The 20247-nt window shown below is 62.0% G+C and carries 17 protein-coding genes; 6 read left to right on the plus strand and 11 right to left on the minus strand.

Translation table 11 applies throughout. The features are described 5' to 3' along the window. Positions 1 to 40: 40 nt before the first annotated feature. Complete coding sequence (locus BM269_RS17170; protein WP_090439315.1) at positions 41 to 916, minus strand: alpha/beta fold hydrolase; 876 nt, start codon at positions 914 to 916, stop codon at positions 41 to 43. 102 nt (positions 917 to 1018) lie between these two features. Between BM269_RS17170 and BM269_RS17175 the strand changes: the two genes are divergently transcribed. Both BM269_RS17175 and hslO read left to right on the plus strand, forming a co-directional pair. Beyond that, entirely contained in the window at positions 1019 to 1543 is a 525-nt protein-coding gene (locus BM269_RS17175; protein WP_090439319.1) for a gamma carbonic anhydrase family protein, read from the plus strand. 5 nt (positions 1544 to 1548) lie between these two features. Then, positions 1549 to 2496, plus strand: a complete 948-nt coding sequence (gene hslO, locus BM269_RS17180) for an Hsp33 family molecular chaperone HslO (RefSeq protein WP_090439322.1) — start codon at positions 1549 to 1551, stop codon at positions 2494 to 2496. A 65-nt stretch (positions 2497 to 2561) separates the two neighbouring features. On the opposite strand, the gene BM269_RS17185 is transcribed toward hslO, so the two are convergent. After that, the gene (locus tag BM269_RS17185; protein WP_090439325.1) at positions 2562 to 3692 is read right to left on the minus strand and encodes a hemin-degrading factor; all 1131 of its coding nucleotides are present in this window, start codon (positions 3690 to 3692) and stop codon (positions 2562 to 2564) included. A 13-nt stretch (positions 3693 to 3705) separates the two neighbouring features. Next, on the minus strand, positions 3706 to 5940 hold the full coding sequence (locus BM269_RS17190; RefSeq protein WP_090439328.1) for a TonB-dependent hemoglobin/transferrin/lactoferrin family receptor: 2235 nt from the start codon (positions 5938 to 5940) through the stop codon (positions 3706 to 3708). Positions 5941 to 6092: 152 nt separating this feature from the next. On the opposite strand from BM269_RS17190, the gene BM269_RS17195 reads away from it, so the two are divergent. After that, a complete protein-coding gene (locus tag BM269_RS17195) occupies positions 6093 to 7910 on the plus strand; it encodes a DUF885 domain-containing protein (RefSeq protein ID WP_090439331.1) in 1818 nt (605 codons plus the stop codon). A gap of 484 nt (positions 7911 to 8394) precedes the next feature. After that, positions 8395 to 8919 carry a hypothetical protein gene (locus tag BM269_RS29115; RefSeq protein WP_139232772.1) on the plus strand — a complete coding sequence of 175 codons (525 nt, stop codon included), beginning with the start codon at positions 8395 to 8397 and terminating at the stop codon, positions 8917 to 8919. A gap of 43 nt (positions 8920 to 8962) precedes the next feature. On the opposite strand, the gene ftsB is transcribed toward BM269_RS29115, so the two are convergent. From ftsB to BM269_RS17215, 4 genes are all read right to left on the minus strand, one after another. Further along, on the minus strand, positions 8963 to 9271 hold the full coding sequence (ftsB, locus tag BM269_RS17200; protein WP_090439335.1) for a cell division protein FtsB: 309 nt from the start codon (positions 9269 to 9271) through the stop codon (positions 8963 to 8965). A gap of 47 nt (positions 9272 to 9318) precedes the next feature. Next, entirely contained in the window at positions 9319 to 10602 is a 1284-nt protein-coding gene (gene eno / locus BM269_RS17205) for a phosphopyruvate hydratase (RefSeq protein ID WP_090439338.1), read from the minus strand. A 105-nt stretch (positions 10603 to 10707) separates the two neighbouring features. Then, complete coding sequence (gene kdsA / locus BM269_RS17210) at positions 10708 to 11562, minus strand: 3-deoxy-8-phosphooctulonate synthase (RefSeq protein WP_090439340.1); 855 nt, start codon at positions 11560 to 11562, stop codon at positions 10708 to 10710. Continuing rightward, positions 11559 to 13220 (minus strand): CTP synthase, encoded by a 1662-nt coding sequence (locus BM269_RS17215; RefSeq protein ID WP_090439343.1) that lies wholly within the window; start codon positions 13218 to 13220, stop codon positions 11559 to 11561. Before BM269_RS17215 ends, kdsA begins: the two co-directional genes overlap by 4 nt. A gap of 136 nt (positions 13221 to 13356) precedes the next feature. On the opposite strand from BM269_RS17215, the gene BM269_RS17220 reads away from it, so the two are divergent. Continuing rightward, positions 13357 to 13791: a PRC-barrel domain-containing protein gene (locus BM269_RS17220; RefSeq protein WP_090439347.1), complete on the plus strand. Its 435-nt coding sequence runs from the start codon at positions 13357 to 13359 to the stop codon at positions 13789 to 13791. Here the strand turns inward: BM269_RS17220 and BM269_RS17225 are convergent. The 4 genes from BM269_RS17225 to BM269_RS17240 all read right to left on the minus strand — a co-directional run bounded on the left by BM269_RS17225 (position 13788) and on the right by BM269_RS17240 (position 19329). Then, the gene (locus BM269_RS17225) at positions 13788 to 14255 is read right to left on the minus strand and encodes a GNAT family N-acetyltransferase (RefSeq protein ID WP_170860405.1); all 468 of its coding nucleotides are present in this window, start codon (positions 14253 to 14255) and stop codon (positions 13788 to 13790) included. The two genes, BM269_RS17220 and BM269_RS17225, sit on opposite strands and share 4 nt — an antisense overlap. Then, positions 14239 to 15123, minus strand: coding sequence for a hypothetical protein (locus tag BM269_RS17230; RefSeq protein ID WP_090439353.1), 885 nt, complete (start codon positions 15121 to 15123; stop codon positions 14239 to 14241). Before BM269_RS17230 ends, BM269_RS17225 begins: the two co-directional genes overlap by 17 nt. A gap of 17 nt (positions 15124 to 15140) precedes the next feature. Beyond that, positions 15141 to 16001 carry a hypothetical protein gene (locus tag BM269_RS17235; RefSeq protein ID WP_139232773.1) on the minus strand — a complete coding sequence of 287 codons (861 nt, stop codon included), beginning with the start codon at positions 15999 to 16001 and terminating at the stop codon, positions 15141 to 15143. Positions 16002 to 16095: 94 nt separating this feature from the next. Continuing rightward, entirely contained in the window at positions 16096 to 19329 is a 3234-nt protein-coding gene (locus tag BM269_RS17240) for an error-prone DNA polymerase (RefSeq protein WP_090439359.1), read from the minus strand. 55 nt (positions 19330 to 19384) lie between these two features. Here BM269_RS17240 and BM269_RS17245 point away from each other — a divergent pair, with 55 nt between their 5' ends. Next, the gene (locus BM269_RS17245) at positions 19385 to 20158 is read left to right on the plus strand and encodes a PhzF family phenazine biosynthesis protein (protein WP_090439362.1); all 774 of its coding nucleotides are present in this window, start codon (positions 19385 to 19387) and stop codon (positions 20156 to 20158) included. The last annotated feature ends 89 nt before the right edge of the window (positions 20159 to 20247 follow it).

Here is a 20247-nt window from a genome sequence, read left to right on the forward strand (position 1 = left end):
AGGTTGCAATATTGCGAAGGTTTCATTGTACGCTGAAAGCTCAGGCCAGGAATTCCTCCAGCATTTCCGCCAGCAGTTCCGGCTGGTCGTGGTGCAGCATATGGCCGGCATCGGGCATCATTTTCGGCGTCACCCTGGCCAGGTGGCCCAGGCGGCGGTCGATTTCGGCGCGCGCCTCGTCCTTGGGCCCCATCCACAGCCACATATTGGTGTCTTCGGCCTCCACCCACAGCACCGGCGCCGTGATCTTCTTCCAGCAAGCCAGCACTTCCTCCACCCGGTACAGTGACGGGCCGGGGCGCTTGTGCACCGGGTCGCCCAGGATCTCCCAGCGGCCCTCCGCATTGCGGGCCGACCAATGGCTGGCCAGGAAGGCGGCACGCGCGTCGGACAAGCGCGGATTGGTCTTTTGCAGGCGGGCGGCAACGGCAGCCTGGGAATCGTAACTGCGCATGTCCGGCGCCACCAGCAGCTCGTCCAGCCACTTGCGCATGCGCGACGGCGCCTGCTCCGGCACCGTCGCCTTCAGGCCGAAGCCTTCCAGGTTGACCAGGCGGCGGATACGCTCCGGGCGCACACCTGCGTATAAACTGACAACATTGCCACCCATGCTATGGCCCAGCAGGTTGACCGCGCCCGCCGGCTGGTAATGGCGCAGGATGGCATCCAGGTCGGCCACATAATCGGGGAACCAGTAGGTATCGGTGCCATTGCGTTCGGTCAGGCCAAAACCGCGCCAATCCGGCGCAATCACGTGCCAGTCGCCCTTCAGGCAATCGACCACGAACTGGAAGCTGGCGCCGACGTCCATCCAGCCATGCACCATGAAGACCTTGGGCGCGCCTTCCCGGCCCCAGTGCAGTACGTGGGTGCGCTTGCCGCGCACATCGATAAAGTCGGAACGGGATGGGATCATGGTGCCTGCCTTGAAATGGGTGAACCGGAATAATAGCACGACCGTTCTAAAATCTGCTTGACGTACAATAGCGCCACTTCCCCTCCCCTTACCGGACCATCCATGACAATTTACCAGCTTGGCGAACACGCGCCAGAGATTGATGCTTCCGCTTTCGTGGCGGAGAATGCGACCTTGATCGGCAAGGTGAGCTTGCATGCGAACAGCTCCGTCTGGTTCGGCGCAACCATCCGCGGCGATAACGAGCGCATTACAATCGGTGAAAACAGTAATGTGCAGGAAGGTACGGTAATGCACACCGACATGGGCTACCCGCTCACGGTGGGCAAGGATGTGACCATCGGCCACCAGGCCATGCTGCATGGCTGCACCATCGGCGACGGCTCGCTGGTCGGCATCCAGGCGGTGGTGCTGAACGGCGCCAGGATCGGCAAGGGCTGCCTGGTCGGCGCCGGCGCGCTGGTCACCGAGGGCAAGGAATTTCCCGACCACTCGCTGATCGTCGGCGTACCTGCCAAGGTAGTGCGCCAACTGACAGCGGAAGACGTGGCGCGCCTGGCCGGCAGCGCCGACAGCTATGTCAAACGTGGCCAGCTGTTCAAGTCGCAACTGAAAAAGATTGGATAAAAACAATGACGAACACCCCGGATACCCTGCAGAAGTTTGTTTTCGAAGACGCCGCCGTACGCGGTGAGCTGGTCGACATTTCCGCCACCTGGCGCGAAATCGTGGCTCGCCACCACTACCCGGTCGCCGTCAAACGACTGCTGGGACAAATGGTGTCGGCGGCCGCCCTGCTGTCGGCCAACCTCAAGTTCAACGGCTCGCTGATCATGCAGCTGCACGGCGATGGCCCGGTGCGCCTGCTGGTGGTGGAATGCGATTCCGACCTGCGCATGCGCGCCACCGCCAAGCTCAATGCCGAATTCGCGATCGCGGAAGACGCCGGCCTGCAGCCGCTGGTCAATGCGCATGGCCACGGCCGTTTCGTGATCACGCTCGACCCGGCCGAGAAGGTGCCGGGCCAGCAGCCATACCAGGGCATTGTGCCGCTGGACGGCGACGACGTCGCGACGGTGATTGAACACTACATGCTGCGTTCCGAGCAGCTCGACACCAAGCTGTGGCTGGCAGCCGATGACCAGGTGTCGCGCGGCCTGCTGCTGCAAAAGCTGCCGCTGCATGGCGGCAAAGCCGAAACCACCGCGCAGGCGGTCGAGCATTCGCAGGAAACCTGGAACCGCGTCGTCATGCTGGGCGACACGCTGAAAGAAGCGGAGATGCTGGAGCATGGCATCGAGGAACTGCAAAAGCGCCTGTTCTGGGAAGAGACCCTGCGCGTGTTCGAGCCGCTGCATCCCACCTTCCACTGCTCCTGCACCCGCGAGAAAGTGGGCAATATGCTGAAGATGCTGGGCCAGCAGGAAGTGGAAGACGCCCTGTCCGAACAGGGCAAGCTGGGCATCAACTGCGACTTCTGCGGCAAGCACTACGAGTACGACGCCGTCGACTGCGCCCAGCTCTTCATCACCGACGCCCCCGCCGAAGCGCTGATCCACGGCTCCGAAGCCAAGCACTAACCACAGCCGAGCCCGTGTCCCACCATGGGGTCACACCCGAAATGAGACACGGGCTCTGCTGAAAATCAAAGGCTACGAGTCAGGTCGATCCACGCTTGCGGTTGCGGCTTCGCGCGTTCGCGAACGCCGAAGAACGTCACCACCAGCTCGCCGTCCTGGTCGAAGAATTCCACCGACGTCACGCCGGCGCGCTGCACCACATAGCCGCTCTTCAAAGCACTTTCACGAATGTGCAGGTTGAACTCCGGGTCCAGCACGTTGTACCAATCGCCGCTGGCAGCCGTCTTGCCGACCTTGCCGCTGTAAATCTGCGTCGCCGCCCCGTTACCCAGGAAGGCCATGATCGGCATCTGCTGCTTGGCCGATTCATCCAGCAGCTTGCGCAGTGCCTGCGGGCCGATCTTCTGCACCACGCCCTGCGGCGCCAGGCGCATGGCCTGCTCGCGGGTCAGCTTGAACTCACTGACGATGCGGTTGAACTGGTGCACGTCAGTCATTTCCTTCCAGGCCAGCTGGAACTCTTTCACGTCAACCGCGCTATCGGCCATCTCCGCTGCCTTCGGTGCAGCGGCTACAACCTTCAACTCGCCCGTTTGCTGTGGGTGCTTGAAGTCCGCCACAATCTTGTCGAACACCGCTATGCCTGCCTCGCTCTTCACATACACCTTATGCGCCGCATTGCCTTGCGCGTCAAAAAACTGCAGGCTGCGGCTGGTCGCGCCATCGCGCCCTGGCTGCACCACCGCAAACGCGTGCTTCCAGTTCGCGAAGTGGAAGCGCATGTCGATCTCGCCGCCCAGGTAGCCGCCAGCCACCGCGCGGAAACGTTCCTTGTCGGTGAACGATTCCGGCTTGGCCTTGGTCGCCACGCCTGTGCGTTCCAGCACGCCGTTCTCATTGCGGGTCAGTGCCAGCACGGTGCCAAGGTCCAGCGCGCGGATCATGATGTCGTTCACGGCATGGTCCGCGTCAGACAGGCGCGTGACGGTCTTGCCGATGCCGGTTGCCAGCAACTCCGCTTCCGAAGTGCCCAGCGTGCGCGCGGCGTCGCGGATTTGCAGCTTGGGCTGCTCGGTGCGCAGCGTGTTCCAACGGTCGGCCAGTGAAGGCGCTGGCGAGGCTGCGCTGACGGTGCCGGCAGCGATTGCGATGAGGCCAGTCAGTACCAGCACTGCGTAAATCTTTTTCGTCTTCATATTCTTCTCCTTATCAGTACATCAGTTTGAAATTGACGGCCAGGTGACGGCCCGGGCGCGCTTGTCGTTCAATCTCGGCTTGTGCGACTGCCGTGGTGCCGGCCGCCAGTGTGCGCACGGTGGCGTAGTCCCAATACTTTTTGTCGCCCAGGTTGTAGATGCCGGCATTCAGCTCCGCTTGCTTGCCGATCTTCCAGTAGCCGGCCAGGTCGACCACCGTGGCCGAGGGCACGGCGAAATATGCTGCCGGCTGCGACTGCGCTGCCGCCACTTCGGGCTCGGCCTGCTTGCTGCGCGTGTGGAAGGCCGTCAGCGATGCGCCGCCGCGCTTTTGCGGATCATCCCAGCCAAGGCTCGCGGTAGTTTTGTATGGCTGGATCGAATTCATGCCTGCCTTCTTGCCGGTGTGCTGGTTCTCCAGCGTGCCGCGCGAAGCGCCGGCAGCCAGCGAGGCGCTGAAACCCTGCAGCGAAGGGGTGAGCTTTCCCAGGTCTGCCACCGCCGAAAGCTCACCGCCCCAACTGCGGGCATTGCCGATGTTCTCGGGGCGGAACAGGCCGAAAGTGATGGTGGGGAAGTTGACCGGGTCGGCCGGCTGCGCCACGTACTCGATGAAGTCCTTGTAGCGGTTATAGAAGGTCGATGCGCTTACCATCAGCCAGCGCGCTGCGTGAGCGCGCATGCCAAGCTCGAAGGCGTTGCTGCTTTCCTTGCCCAGGTTCGGGTTGCCCAGCGTCGCGTAGCCGTTGCCCGCGCCGGTATAGCTGAACGAGTCGTAGGTGCCGGTTCGTTCGGCGGCGGTCGGCATGCGATAGCCGCGCGTGAACTTGCCGTACACCTCGAAGTCCGGCGTCAGCGCCACCGTCAGGCCAAGGCTCGGCGACAGGAAGCTGTCGCTGTCCTTCCTGATCTCCTTCGCGGCGCCCGGCACGGCGATCACGTAGTTCTGCAGGTTTTTCGGCTCCAGCTTACGGTATTCGGCGCGCAGGCCAGGTGCCAACGTGGCGCGCAGGCCAGCCAGTGCGAATACGTATTCGCCGCGCACGAAGGCCGACAGCTTGAGCGTGTCCATGTCCGCCATGCGGTTCTTGTTGGTGACCTGGTGCGCACCGGTTGCCAGCACCGTGCGTTCTTCGCGCCATGGGCGGCGGGATTCCTGGTCCTCCACTGTCGCACCGAATGCGATGCTGTCGGCACCGAACTGCCGCGTGGCGTTGGCCGCCAGGCCTTTGCTCTTGTTGAGGAATGCGGTGTCGATGCTGCGCGCATAACGCTGCGGACCCACCACATAGGCCGCATTGGTGTGGTCCTCTACGCGTGCGTCCTGCACGTAAGCACGGCTCTCTAGCAGCCATGGGCCGGCTGCCAGCTCATGCTCCACGCTGAAGCGGTTGCGGCGGGTGCGGGACGATTGCATGGCACCTTGCGGATAAGAGGTGCCCAGCTTGTTGTCGAATTCGCGCTCGTGCTCGGAACGGAAGCCATCGAAGGTGAAGCCCAGCTTCTGCCCCGGCGCCAGGCGCCACGCCAACTTGGCCAGCAGCGCGTCGGAACTCCAGTCGTCCGGGTTCGGCGGCACGCTGCCTTCGCTTTCGGTCTGTTCACCTCTGCGGTGTACGGCCACTGCCAGCGCCTGCAAGGTGCCGAATTGGGCCGCTCCGGTTAGAGCGTTCAGGCGCGCGTTATTGGCACCGTGGTAGCCGGCTTTGTACTCGGCATACACCGGCCGCTCGTCGCTGACGTAATCCGACGGCGCCTTGGTCACGAACGACACCTTGCCGCCCAGGCCCGCGCTGCCGCCGTCGGCCGCTGTACTGCCGGCGCCAATGCGCACTTCGCGGAAGGTCTCGGGATCGAAATAGTCGCGCCCCACGCCGAAGCTGTTCAGCGTCGAGCTGTCCGGCCGTGGCGCAGCATCCGGCAAGGCGATGCCATCGAGATCGAGGCCGATGCGATTGCCTTCCACGCCACGGATATTGAAGCCGGTATTGCCCGCACCGTCCCATATGTTGGCGCCGCCGCTCAGCGCCGCCGGCACGGTGACCAGCGTTTCATAGCGCGCGATCTGCGACATATCGGTCACGCCGCGCTTATCCAGCTCGCGCGAGTTGATGGTCTTGGTTTCTTCAGGCTTGGCGGTGACGAGGATTTCGCCGAGGCGGGTCGCCTCTTCGGCGTGGGCGTGTGCGCCCAAGGCGGCAGCCAGCAACAGCGCCAGGCGCCGCGGCCGCAATACGGATGCTTTCATGATGGTCCAGTCGAGAGTCAGTCAAATGCTGGCTCACGGCTGGCATGGGAATATCATTTTAATGCGAATAATTCTCATTCGCAAGACCTGACCGGCCGTCGTGGAAAATTTGGAGTATCCTGAGCGCCTTCCGTTTTCATCCTGGATACCTAATGCTGCCAACCCGTTTCTCGACCGCAGTTCTTGCCGCCAGTTTGCTGGCCTCCCCTCTCGCTTTCAGCCCTGCGCTGGCAGCACCGGCCGCCAAACAGCAGGTCTCCCAGGCCAGCCGCAAACTGGCGCAGCTCGCCAATGAGTTCCACGTCGCCCGCGCGCAGTTCGATCCACTGTTGTTTGCCACCGCCAACGGCGACCCGCGCTACAACGACCAGATCGGCATGGCGATCTCGCCGGCAGTGCGCGCCAAGCAGTTCGCGACCTATCGCCAGATGCAGAAGCGCCTCGCGCAAATCCCTCGCGCGCAATTGGCAAACCAGGACCAGATGACGCTTGACCTTCTGGCGTATGAACTGGATGCGGCATTGGCGCTGGCGCCTTTCCCGGAACACCTGCTGCCGCTGAACCACTTCGATAACATTCCCAATACCCTGGCGAATTACGCTGGCGGCACCGGCTCGCAGCCACTGGCCACCGTCAAGCAATACCAGGACTACCTGAGCCGCGTACAGCAACTCGCGCCGTGGATCGACCAAGCCATTGCCAATATGCGCGAAGGCATCAAGCAAGGCATCGTGCAACCCAAGCCGATCACGCAAGCAATGCTGCCGCAGATGACCGCGCTGCGCAGCGCAACTGCTGAAGCCAGTGTGTACTACTCCCCTGTCAAGCGCATGCCGGCCAGTTTCAGCGACGCCGACAAGCAGCGCCTGGCGCACGACTACCGCGCCGCCGTCGAAAAAGTGAATCCGGCACTGGAACGCCTGGCAAAATTCCTGGAAGCGGAATACCTGCCGGCCAGCCGCAATAGCACCGGCTGGAGCGCACTACCGAATGGTGCCGCGTGGTACAAGGCCCGCATCAACGACAGCACCACCCTGCCGCTGACGCCGCAGGAAGTGCATGATCTTGGCCTGAAAGAAGTCGCCCGCATCGGCGCACAAATGCAAACCCTGATGGGCAAGCTGGGTTACGACGGTCCTGCGCAGGCTTTCCCGCAATGGGTGCGCGACCAGAAGCAGTTCAAGCCGTTCACCACCGAGGCGGAAGTCCTGGCCGAATACCGCAGGATCTACGACACGGTGCAAGCCAAGCTGCCTGCTTACTTCACCCTGGTGCCGAAATCAACGCTGGTGGTCGACCTGGAGCCCGAACTGACGCGCGCTACAGCCTCCGACCATTACACGCCGCCCGCAGCAGACGGATCGCACCCCGGCGTCTTCTGGGCCGTCGTCAACGACCCGAAAGACTATAGCCGAACCGGCATGGCCAGCTTGCTGCTGCACGAAGGCGTGCCAGGCCACCACTTCCACGCCGCGCTGCTGAAGGAAATGCCGCTGCCCGACTTCCGCATGTTCAGCACCGAAAACCAGAACAACGCCGCCTACACCGAAGGCTGGGCGCTGTACGCGGAAACCCTGGGCAAGGACTTCGGCCTGTATGAAGACCCGGTCTGGTACTACGGCCACCTGAATGCGGAAATGCTGCGCGCCGTGCGCCTGGTGGTCGACACCGGCATGCATGCGCTGGGCTGGAGCCGCGAAAAGGCCATCGCCTATATGGTTGAAAAACAGGGCGTATCCGAAGCGCGCGCCAAGAACCAGATCGAACGCTACATGGTCTGGCCGGCGCAGGCTTTGAGCTACAAGGTCGGCTCGTTGAAGATCCTGGAGTTGCGCGACAAGGCGCAACGGGTACTAGGTAATAAGTTCAGCTACCCAGCCTTCCACGCAGTTATTCTGGGCGAAGGCACCCTTCCCCTGCCGCTGCTTGAAAAGCGCGTCAACGCATGGATTGAGCAAACCAAGCGTTGATGAAAAAAAACTGATCTAACGATGCGCCGCAATCGAACCCATACTCCAGCAAGCGTCACCCCGAAGCTACTCTTGGGCACGCGCTGGAAATTGCTTGGCCGTGATGAGCTCGCCTTGTATCTCCGTCGGCTCATCGTGGCGGAGCGTAAGTGCCTCGGCGGGGAATTTTCCAAGAGAGTCGCACCACGCCTGCGCTGGCGGCGTTTGGCTACGGCGCATCGGCTGGTTGCAATCGGGCGCATCGTCGATCGGCGAGTTTTTTCGAGTCCTAATGCACGGTCCTGGTCGTCCGGCGAACTCAGGCCCGAGGTTCCTCCACGTTATTCTTGGGTCGGTGTTTTTATGCTCGTTCCCGTTCAAGGAAAAACCGATGAGGGCTAAGAGTTGAATTGGCCTCGGCAACTGGACATGGCAGTAACCAGTCAGCAGCGAAAGGTCTACTTTTCAGTCAAGACAATGTAAACGATTTAATCGAGCGGTACCCATGGTTAAAGGAATTCTTTTTTTGCTCGTCGCCGTGTATTGCAACGTGGCGAAGGCGTGCACTTGCGACTTTTTGTTTCTAGATACGGCAGCAGCCCGTAGTGCACAACAGGTATTTGTTTTTCGTCTCGTTTCGGCAGAGATCGGCGGTGGCGCGCGTGATGGCATGGGCGATAACGAAATAATCGGACGCATCGAGATTGTCTCCCAACTTCGCGGTTCATCGGAACACGTCAGTGAGCTGTCCTTTTCGACTCAGCGCTGCTGTGGCACGCGCCTGGACGTCGGCGGATACTTCGTAGCATTCCTTCCGCAAACAGGGAAACGCTTTGCAGCGAACAACGGGAACGTCGTGGAAGTTGATCGATTTGATCTGCAAGATACGCAGGTGAAGGTCAACGCTCTACTTGCCGGGAAAACGCGTTTCGAGGACGTATTTTCAAAAGCAGCCACAGATCGAACCGAGCAGGAGCCCGTTCCACCACCACCGTGTCCCTTGCCAAAAGGTGCGAGGTTGCCAAGGTAAGTAGCAGCTACTTGCGTTTCTTTGGATACAGCGGAGGAGCCAGTTAAGGCTTGGTGTCGGCGGGGGCCGGCCTGGCCTGGTCCTTGCCGAGGATTTGAACGTAGATTTCGTTCTGCTTGATCATGCTCAGCTCAAAGCGGGCACGCTCTTCGACAGCGCCGGTGCCGTCTTTCAGGTCGTTCACTTCCGAAGCCAGCTTGGCATTGCGCTGGCGCAGGCCTTCATTCTTTTCCTGCGCAGCCGCGACTTCTTTCTCCAGCTCCGCCACACGCAGCCAGCCGCCCTTCCCCAGCCAAAGCGGGTATTGGATCAAGAGCAGCAACAGGGCAAGGGCAACGGAAATCAGGCGCATTGGGTCACAACTGAACCGGCCGGGGGACCCGGCCGGTGGGTACTGAGTTACTTCAGATTATAGAACGCATCGCGGCCTGGGTAGGAAGCGATATCGCCCAGGTCTTCTTCAATGCGCAGCAGCTGGTTGTACTTGGCCATGCGGTCCGAACGGGACAGGGAGCCAGTCTTGATCTGCAGCGCGTTGGTGCCGACAGCGATATCGGCGATGGTCGAATCTTCGGTTTCGCCGGAACGGTGCGAGATCACCGCGGTGTAGCCGGCGCGCTTGGCCATTTCGATTGCCGCGAAGGTTTCGGTCAGGGTGCCGATCTGGTTGATCTTGATCAGGATCGAGTTGGCGATGTCCTTCTGGATGCCTTCTTTCAGGATCTTGGTGTTGGTGACGAACAGGTCGTCGCCTACCAGTTGCACTTTCTTGCCCAGGGCCTGGGTCAGGTGCGCCCAACCAGCCCAATCGCCTTCGTGCATCGCGTCTTCGATCGAGATGATCGGGTACTTGTCGCACCAGGTAGCCAGCAGGTTGGTGAACTCTTCAGCCGACAGCACCATGCCTTCGCCTTCCAGGTGGTACTTGCCGTCCTTGTAGAACTCGGAAGCAGCGCAATCCAGGCCGATGGCGATCTGGGTGCCCGCTTCGTAGCCGGCTTCTTCGATCGCCTGCATGATCAGCTTGATCGCATCTTCGTGCGAAGCCAGCGAAGGAGCAAAGCCGCCCTCGTCGCCCACGGCGGTGTTCATGCCGTTCTTGTGCAGGATCTTCTTCAGGGTGTGGAACACTTCGGCGCCGTAACGGACCGCTTCCTTGAAGGATGGCGCACCCACCGGGATGATCATGAATTCCTGGATGTCCAGGTTGTTGTCGGCGTGCGCGCCGCCGTTGATCACGTTCATCATCGGCACCGGCATCTGCATCGCGCCGGAGCCGCCGAAGTAGCGGTACAGCGGCAAGCCGGCTTCTTCGGCAGCGGCCTTGGCCACGGCCATCGACACTGCCAGCATGGCGTTGGCGCCCAGGCGGGACTTGTTCTCGGTGCCATCGAGCTCGATCAGGGTGCGGTCCAGGAAAGCCTGCTCATTGGCGTCCAGGCCCATGATGGCTTCCGAGATTTCGGTATTGATGTTTTCGCAGGCCTTCAGCACGCCCTTGCCGAAGTAGCGCTTGGCATCGCCGTCGCGCAGTTCGATCGCTTCGCGCGAACCGGTCGAGGCGCCGGACGGCACTGCGGCACGGCCCATGACGCCGGATTCCAGCAGGACGTCGCATTCCACGGTCGGATTGCCGCGCGAATCAATTACTTCGCGGCCGATGATGTCAACGATTGCACTCATGTGTTTTCTCCAAAGTTAAAGCAAATATCTGGGGCAAAATTGTTGCAAGAATAACAGACGGGACCAAAAAAAGGCCGCAAATAACGCGGCCCTTTGGGATATGACTTAGTTGAAGTTGGACTCGAGGAAGCCAGCCTTCTTGGTGACGCGATCCAGTTCGATCAGAACGGACAGCAGTTCTTTCATGCGGCCGAGCGGTACGGCATTTGGGCCGTCCGACAGCGCTTGCGCTGGAACCGGGTGGGTTTCCATGAACAGGCCGGCTACACCTACCGCCACGGCAGCGCGCGACAGCACGGGCACCATGTCGCGCATGCCGCCCGACGAGCCGCCCTGGCCGCCCGGCAGCTGCACCGAGTGGGTTGCGTCGAACACCACCGGTGCGCCGGTTTCGCGCATGATGGCCAGCGAACGCATGTCCGACACCAGGTTGTTGTAGCCGAAGGAAGCGCCACGCTCGCACGCCATGAAGTTGTCTTCATTCAGGCCCTTGGCCTTGGCGGCAGCGCGTGCCTTGTCGATCACGTTCTTCATCTCGTGCGGCGACAGGAACTGGCCCTTCTTGATATTGACCGGCAGGCCGGATTCGGCGCAGGCGGTAATGAAGTCGGTCTGGCGGCACAGGAAGGCCGGGGTCTGGATCACGTCGACCACGGACGACACGGCGGCGATTTCTTCCACGGTGTGCACGTCGGTCAGCACCGGCACTTCCAGCTCGCGCTTGACGTCGCCCAGGATCTCCAGGCCCTTTTCCATGCCCGGACCGCGGTACGAGGTACCGGAGGTGCGGTTGGCCTTGTCGAAGGACGACTTGTAGATGAACGGGATGCCCAGTTCGGCGGTCATTTCCTTCAGCGCGCCGGCGGTATCGAACGCCATCTGGCGCGACTCGATCACGCAGGTGCCTGCGATCAGGAAGAATGGCTTGTCCAGGCCTACTTCAAAACCAGCGAGCTTCATGCTGCATTCTCCAGGCGGGAGCCGGCTGCTTTATGCGCCAGGGCTGCTTTGATGAACGACGTGAACAGCGGGTGGCCGTCACGCGGGGTCGATTTGAATTCAGGGTGGTACTGCACGCCCATATACCATGGGTGCGAATTGGCGCCGGTGCGCGGCAGTTCCATGATCTCGCACAGGTTCTCGTTCGGGGTGCGCGCTGCCACCACCAGGCCGGCTTCTTCAACGCGGGCCAGGTAATGGTTGTTCGCTTCATAGCGGTGACGGTGGCGCTCGGTGACCACGCTGCCGTAGATCTCGGAGGCCAGGGTGCCGGGCTTCACTTCGCAGGTCTGCGCGCCCAGGCGCATGGTGCCGCCCAGGTCGGAGTTGGCGTCGCGCTTCTCGATCTTGCCGTCTTCGTTCTGCCATTCGTCGATCAGGGCCACCAGCGGCTGCTCGGTGTCCGGCTCGAACTCGGTGGAGTTGGCCTTGCTGAAGCCGGCCATGTGGCGCGCGTATTCGATCAGCGCCACCTGCATGCCCAGGCAGATGCCCAGGTAAGGCACCTTGGATTCGCGGGCGAATTGCGCTGCCTTGATCTTGCCTTCCACGCCGCGCTTGCCGAAGCCGCCCGGTACCAGGATCGCGTCGAACTTGGCCAGTTCGGCGGTGCCCTTGCTTTCGATCTCTTCCGAGTCGATGTACTCGATGTTGACGCGCGATTCGGTGTGCAGGCCCGCGTGGCGCAGCGCTTCGGTCAGCGACTTGTAGGACTCGGTCAGTTCGACGTACTTGCCCACCATGCCGATCGACACTTCCGCCTTCGGGTTTTCCAGGTTGTGGATCAGTTTTGCCCACATCGACAGGTCGGCCGGCGCCGGGTTCAGGTCCAGCGCTTCGCAAATGATCGCGTCCAGGCCCTGGTCGTGCAGCATTTGCGGCACTTTGTAGATGGTGTCCACGTCCCATACCGAGATCACGGCGCGCTCCTCGATGTTCGAGAACAGCGAGATCTTCGCCACTTCGTCTTCCGGAATCTTGCGGTCGGCGCGGCACAGCAGCGCATTCGGGGAAATGCCGATTTCGCGCAGCTTCTGTACCGAGTGCTGGGTAGGCTTGGTTTTCAGTTCGCCGGCCGATGCGATGAACGGCACCAGGGTCAGGTGAACAAAGGCGCAGTTCTTGCGGCCGGCGCGCAGCGACAGCTGGCGGGCGGCTTCCAGGAATGGCAGCGATTCGATATCGCCGACGGTACCGCCGATTTCGCACAAGGCGACATCGTAGCCTTCCGCGCCACGGCGGATGTAATCCTGGATTTCATTGGTGATGTGCGGGATCACCTGCACGGTCTTGCCCAGGTACTCGCCGCGGCGTTCCTTGCGGATCACGGATTCGTAGATCTGGCCGGTGGTGAAGTTGTTCACCTTGCGCATGCGGGTGGAAATGAAACGCTCGTAGTGACCGAGGTCCAGGTCAGTCTCAGCACCATCATCGGTAACGAAAACTTCACCGTGTTGCATTGGGCTCATGGTGCCTGGGTCCACGTTGATGTACGGGTCCAGCTTGAGCATGGTGACTTTGAGGCCTCGCGATTCGAGGATCGCGGCGAGGGAGGCGGCGGCAATCCCTTTACCAAGGGACGACACAACGCCACCAGTGACGAAGACAAATTTGGTCATTGCGAGATCGGCGCCGGGGAGGCGCGCAGCGGGAAATTGAAATTATAGCTCATTTTGGAAGCAAATGCGTGCGGCACCGAACAGACCCTGGCCCCGCCAAGCAGCAACAATAACTTTATTTCAACAGGAGGCCACCATGAGTCTGGATCGCGACGAATATGGCAACTATGTCGACACTGGCCACCAGGGTCCAGGTCCCCGCCTGATGGGCGCGGACACCCTGATCGGCGACCATGTCCATAACCTGCAGAATGAACATCTGGGCACGGTCAAGGAAATCATGCTCGACATGCAGACCGGTCACATCGCCTATGTGGTGATGGCGTCCGGCGGCGTGCTGGGCATCGGCGAGAAGCTGTTTGCGGTGCCGTTCGAGGCGCTGTCGCTCGACACGTCCAACCATCGCATGACGCTGAATATCGATAAAGAGCGCATTGAACAGGCGCCCGGTTTCGATAAGAGCCACTGGCCGGACATGGCCAACCAGACCTGGGCTACCGAACTGCACAATTTTTACGGCACCAGCAGCAGCACCAGCGGCCCGAGCCACCTGGACCAGAGCTCCCGCTAGAGTTCCAGCCGCATCGGGATAAAGCGTATCCCGTGCATTTCCGCCACCGGGCCGGTCGCCGCGAAGCCCAGGTGGCGGTACATGCCTTCAGCGAAGGTTGAGGAATTGACGGTGAAGCTGCCGGGATTGCCGCGCGCCAGCGCATCATCGCGGACAACTTCCCACAACCGCCTGCCGACGCCTTGCCCGTGCCACGGTGAGCCCACGTACAGGCTGAACAGATGCGTGTTGTCGCGTACCGCGGCCACGCCTGCCAGCACGCCGCCGTCGAAGGCCAACTGGTAGCGGTAGGCCTCGTCTTTCAGGTTGCGGCGGATGATATCGGACGACAGCGATACCAGGAATTCTTCCGCGCCGCTTCCATCCGCTTCGATGGTCAGGTAGGGCTGCAGCGACAGGATCAGCGCACTGATCGCCGACGCGTCGCCGGCCACACCTGGACGTATGTCAAACTCCCGGGACAATGTTCTCCCCTTCAACCAGCACATAGCGGCCGCCATCGAATTTGTAGCGCGCCATGCCCTTCAACTCATCCCGCTTGCGCTCCGCGGTATCCGGCGCATTCTCGGCCCGGGTTTCTTCATAGCCGGCGAAGCGCAGCACCAGGTCATCGTATGCAGCTTGCTCGCGCTTTTCGAATTGCCATTTGCCTTGGATCGACCAGCAATGCGACGTTTCATCGCCGCAGGCACCCTCGTTATCCGACGACAGCGACACGCTTCCCGCCAGGTCGTGCATGCTGCCATCCGCCAGGTCGAAAACCGACATGAGGTTGATCGAATTACCCTGCCAGGTTCCGCCGTGCTGCACGATGAAGCCCGGCTTGCCTTGTCCCAAGGAGACCCACGCCACTTCGCCAAACGTGCCGTTCGACCCCAGTGATGCGACGTTCTCATGACGGGCTTCGACTTTCCATTTGCCGCCATCCTTGCGAAGAAGGTAGGCATTCAGCAGGCCGGAAGTGACATGGTAAGCCATCGCCTCGCCATTCGTATCCACCATCTGCGCATTGGCGACGACGGCAACCCGCCCATCCGCCAGCTCATGCATGGCAACGGGTTCCAGGCGATAGCTGCCGATTTCATTGCGCTTTTCCTGGTCCGGCAGTTCAACGTCCAGGTAATTGTCGTGCGCGGCCTTGTCGCCATACACGGCCCGCAAAAGCTCCATCATGCGGGCGGTCTTGGGATCTGCAGCGGGTTTCGCCTCGACCGCAACAGCCGAAGCGGAAGCCGATGCCGGCTCACCGACTGCTGGCAAGTCCGTTTTCTTTTCGCAAGCAACCAGGGCCAACGCTGCGCAAACCAGCGCAAGCTTCTTCATTTTCATCATCAGATTTTCTCCGGGGTTCAAGGATTTGGAACGGAATGTTCACCGCTCGCCAGCACATAGTCGCCATCGCGCAAAGCGTAGCGTGCCGAGTTGCTCACGGCGCTGCGGCTGCGGGCCACGTCTTCGGCGGAATCCTCGGGACGGGACTCGGTATAGCCGCTGAAATCGAACACCAGGTCATCGTAGGCCTGCTGCGCAGTGCGTTCGAAACGCCACTTCCCTTTTACACTCCAGCAGCGATGGCGGCGCTCATCGCAATCGCCTTTGTTGTCGGATCCGACCAATCCAATCTTCGTGGCAAGGTTACGCAACTTGGGATCGCCGAGATCAAAGAGCGCCATATCCCGGATACTGATTCCTTGCCAGGTTCCGCCCGCGACCACCGCAAACCCTGGACGTCCCTCGCCCAACTCCACCCATTCGACGCTGCCCAACCGGCCCCAGGAGCCCATCTCGGCGACGTTTTCAAAGCGGCGCTCCACCTTCCACTTGCCGTCCTGCTTGCGCAGCAGGTAGACATTCAGCAGGCCCGGTTGGCCGTGGCCAGGCGTCTCGTCGCTTGCATCGTTGGCATTCGCCACCAAGGCCACGCGGTCCGGCGCGATTTCATGCATGCCGACTGGCGTGATGCGATATTGGCTCTTCCCTCTGGCGTCGCCATAGTCCGGCAGTTCTGCAATCACATGGCCGCCGTCGGCGGGCCCATAAATGGCCTGCATCAATTCCATCATGCGCGCCATTTCCTGGCTTGGCTTTTCATCGGGGCTTGCGGCAGGCTGCGCTGCAGCGGCGGGCGTTTCGGCTTGAACTTTGGACGAAGGGCTTGTTTCCTCGCTGCGTTGGCAGGCGGTCGCCATGACCGCTATGGCGAGCAGCATCGCCATTCTTGTAGCTGTTATTTTCATGCCGGCATGGTAGCACCGGCAACCTGCGCACATTGTCGTCAAAAATCACCGGCGCGCTATTTCGCCATCATTGGAAATCACGGCTGGCGGTCGGCAGGCGTCCGAGCAGGTGCGACAAATCGACCAGGCGCCGCGCGACCAGGTGGCGCACGATGCCCTCCTGCTGCCACACGCCGTACACGCCGAGCAGCGAGGAGCCCAGCACCTCGCGCCGGTATTTTTCCACCATGTCGGGCCAGACGATCACGTTGACATAGCCGGTCTCGTCTTCGATGGTGACGAACAGCACGCCCTTGGCGGTACCGGGGCGCTGGCGGCCGGTGACGATGCCGGCGCCGCGCGCCAACTGGTTATTGCTGAAGGTGTTCAGCACATCGGCCGGCAGGAAGCGCTTGGCCAAGAGCGCCGGCCGCAGCAACGCCAACGGATGGCGCCCCAGCGTCAAGCCTTGCGAGCGATAGTCGCCAAGGATTTCTTCGCCCTCGGTTGGCGGCACCAGTTGCGGAACATCCTCCTGCACCTCGGTCGGGCGCAGCAAATCCTTGTCCGGCACCGCGCCCGCCGCGTCCCATAGCGCCTGGCGGCGATTCCCGGCCAGCGAACGCAAGGCATTGCCTGCCGCCAGTACCTGCAGGTCATGGCGATTGAGATCGGCGCAACGCGCCAGTTCAGTCACGCTGGCGAATGGGCGTGCAGCACGCTTTTCCTCGATACGCTTCGCCGCATCTTCACGCATGCCGTATAGGCGCGACATGCCGAGCCGCACCGCCGGCTGCCGCCGTACGCCCTGCGCGGCCACCACAGCCAGGAATTCGTCCGGCATCACGTCGCGTTCGAGCGCCTCCCCCAGCGGTGCCGGGACGGCATCCACCTCTTCCAGCGACGATTCCCAACCACTGATCGTCACATCCACCGGCCGCACTTCAATCCCATGCCGTTGCGCATCCTGCACCAGTTGCGAGGCGCTGTAAAAGCCCATCGGCAAGCTATTCAGCAAGGCACACAGGAAGGCCGCCGGTTCGTGACACTTGAGCCATGAGCTCACATACGTCAGCAACGCAAAGCTCGCCGCGTGCGATTCAGGAAAGCCGTATTCGCCGAAGCCCTGGATCTGCTGGCAGATCTGCAATGCGAATTTCTCGTCAAAATTACGGGCCTTCATGCCGGACACAATGCGGTCCTGGTATTTCTCCAGCCCCCCTTTGCGCTTCCAGGCCGCCATCGAGCGCCGCAACTGGTCCGCTTCGCCTGGCGTAAAACCTGCGCCATCAATCACGACCTGCATCACCTGCTCCTGGAAGATCGGCACGCCCAGCGTGCGGCCCAGCGCCTTCTTCAGTCCTTCGGGATAAGTGGCCTCCACCTTTCCCGTGCGCCGCTGCAGGTAGGGGTGCACCATCCCGCCCTGGATCGGTCCCGGCCGCACGATCGCCACCTCAATCACCAGGTCGTAGTAGGTGCGTGGCCGCAGGCGCGGCAACATGCTCATTTGCGCCCGCGATTCGATCTGGAACACGCCGATGGTGTCCGCCTCGCAGATCATGTCGTAGGTTGCAGGGTCCTCGGAAGGCACGCTGGCCATGCCGAAACGAAGCTGGTAACGCTGGGAGACCAGGTCGAAAGTCCGACGCATCGCCGTGAGCATGCCAAGCGCCAGCACGTCGACTTTCAACAAACCCAGTTCTTCCAGGTCGTCCTTGTCCCACTGGATCACGCTGCGGTCTTGCATCGCCGCGTTTTCGATCGGCACCAGGCGCGACAACTTGTCTTGCGAGATAACAAAGCCGCCGACATGCTGCGACAAATGGCGCGGGAAGCTGAGCAGCTGGAGCGCCAGTTGCGCCCATTGGTGCGCGATGGGTGAAGCCGGATCCATGCCGCATTCGGCAAAGCGCTCCATCAACTCGCTTTTCCGGTCGAACCAGCGGTGGGATTTGGCGACCTTCTCGACGATCTCCAGGTCCACCCCCAATGCCTTGCCGCTGTCGCGCAGCGCGCTCTTGGTGCGGTAGCAGATAACCGTCGCCGCCAATGCCGTACGGTGGCGGCCGTATTTCTCGTAGATGTACTGGATCACCTCTTCGCGGCGCTGGTGTTCGAAATCGACGTCGATATCGGGCGGCTCATTGCGTTCGATCGATATGAACCGCCCGACTACGCTGTTGCCGCGCACCGGATCGACCGAGGTCACGCCAAGGCAATAGCAGACGGCCGAATTGGCGGCCGAGCCGCGGCCCTGGCACAAGATGTCGATCGAACGTGCGTAGCGGACAATGTCATACACCGTCAGGAAGAAGTACTCGTAGCGCAGCTGGGCCACCAGGTCCAGTTCCATCTCGATCTGGTCGTGCACAAGTTGCGGAACGCCGTGCGGGTAGCGCCATTCCGCGCCCTTATACGTTTCCTGCCGGAGGAAACTGGCCGGGGTGTGGTCAGGCGGGATCAGTTCGTTCGGGTACTCATAACGCAGCTCGTCCAGCGAAAACTGGCACAGAGCGGCAATGCGCACGCTCTCTTCCAGCATTGGCGGCGAATAGACGTTGGCCAGGCGCAGGCGCGAGCGCAAATGCTGCTCGGCGTTCTGGCCCAGTTCATAACCGCATTCGCCGACCGGCTTGCCAAGCCGCACCGCCGTCAGCGTGTCGTGCAGCGGCTTGCGCGAACGCACGTGCATGCACACGTGGCCTGCCGCCACCATCGGCAAGGCATGCTGCAGCGAGACTTCCTCGATCGCCGCGCCATGCGCCTCGTCGAAGGCGCGGCCCAGCATGGTCACGGCAAGCCAGCTGCGATCGCCGAACGTGGCCGCCATCCAGGATGCCTGCCGGTGCAGGCGTTCCACCTCGGCCGGGTATTCCGGCAGCAGGAGCAGCAGGCAATCGGGCAGCCCGCGCAGATGCGCGCGCTCGGGCGGTGGATTGGCGAAATCATCCGGGTGCAGTTCGTAACTGCCCTTGTCGGCGCGCATGCGGCCGAGGGTGATCATTTCGGACAGGTTGCCATAGCCATTGCGGTTGATGGCCAGCGCCAGCAGCGAGAGCGCGGCACTGCCGTCCGCATGGGTCAGGTGGAAATGGGCCCCGATCAGCAACTTCAGGCCAGCCTGCTTCGCCTCGCCATGCGCCCGCACCACGCCGGCCAGCGAGCATTCGTCCGTGATGGCCAGCGCGCTATAGCCGAGTTTTACCGCACGCTCCACCAGCTCTTCGGCATGGGACGCGCCGTGCAAAAATGAAAAGTTTGTCAGGCAAAACAGCTCCGCATAGGCGGGCAGCCCGGCGCGCGATGACTGTATATCCATACAGTATTCTACACCGCCTGCTGCATGCCGCGCCACCCTGCTGTATCCTGCGCCGATGGCTATTTACGAACTGAAATGTTTTGGGACCGGCCCGGGCGCGGGCAATGCGGCGCTGGTGATCATCGACGGCCCCGCCAGCGCCGGGGAAAGGCAGGCATTCGCCCAGTCGGCCAACAAGAGCGCCTGCGTGTTTGTCGACGGCGGGACACTGGATTCCTTGGATTACTATTACCCACACGCACGCTCGCCCCTGTGCCTGCACGCCACGCTGGCCGCTGCCCGCGTGCTGCTGGGCGATTCGCCCGGCCCGCTGCCGGTGCGCACGGCAATGGGCGGACAACAGTTGCTGCTGACCAGTAATGGCACGGCCATCTTCGCCAGCCTGGCGCCCCAGGCAGTGCCGGATGTCGCGCTGCCCGCCGACCTGGCTGAACGCCTGCTAGCCGCGCCCGGCCTGGCCATCGTTTCGCCGCCCGCCGTCGCCTCGGTGGGCAGTGCCAAATTGCTGGTGGAAGTGGCCGGCAGCGCCGCGCTGCACGCGCTGCGCCCGGACCTGGCTGCGATTGCCGATTGGGGCAAGGCAAATGGCGTGAACGGCATCTACGCCTGGTGCCGCCGTTCCGACGGCGCCTTCGAAGGCCGCAACTTCAACCACCTCGATCCGGCTGGCGAAGACAGCGCCACCGGCGTCGCCGCCGGCGCCCTCACCGTCCACCTCGGCCGCTCGCTCGAACTCTACCAGGGCGCGCAGCTCGGCCAACCATGCCTGCTGCGCACCGGGCTGGACGGCGGCCAGGTCCTGATCGGTGGCGCGGCGGAATACGTATGATCCGCAGCCCCAGCCGTGGCGTAGTTGCAACGTAAACTTGTCATTTGTGAACGCTGCACAAATGTAGTTCGGCTAGAATTAAAGGCAAT

This window comes from Duganella sp. CF458 (genome assembly GCF_900113115.1).
Lineage (GTDB): Bacteria > Pseudomonadota > Gammaproteobacteria > Burkholderiales > Burkholderiaceae_D > Rugamonas.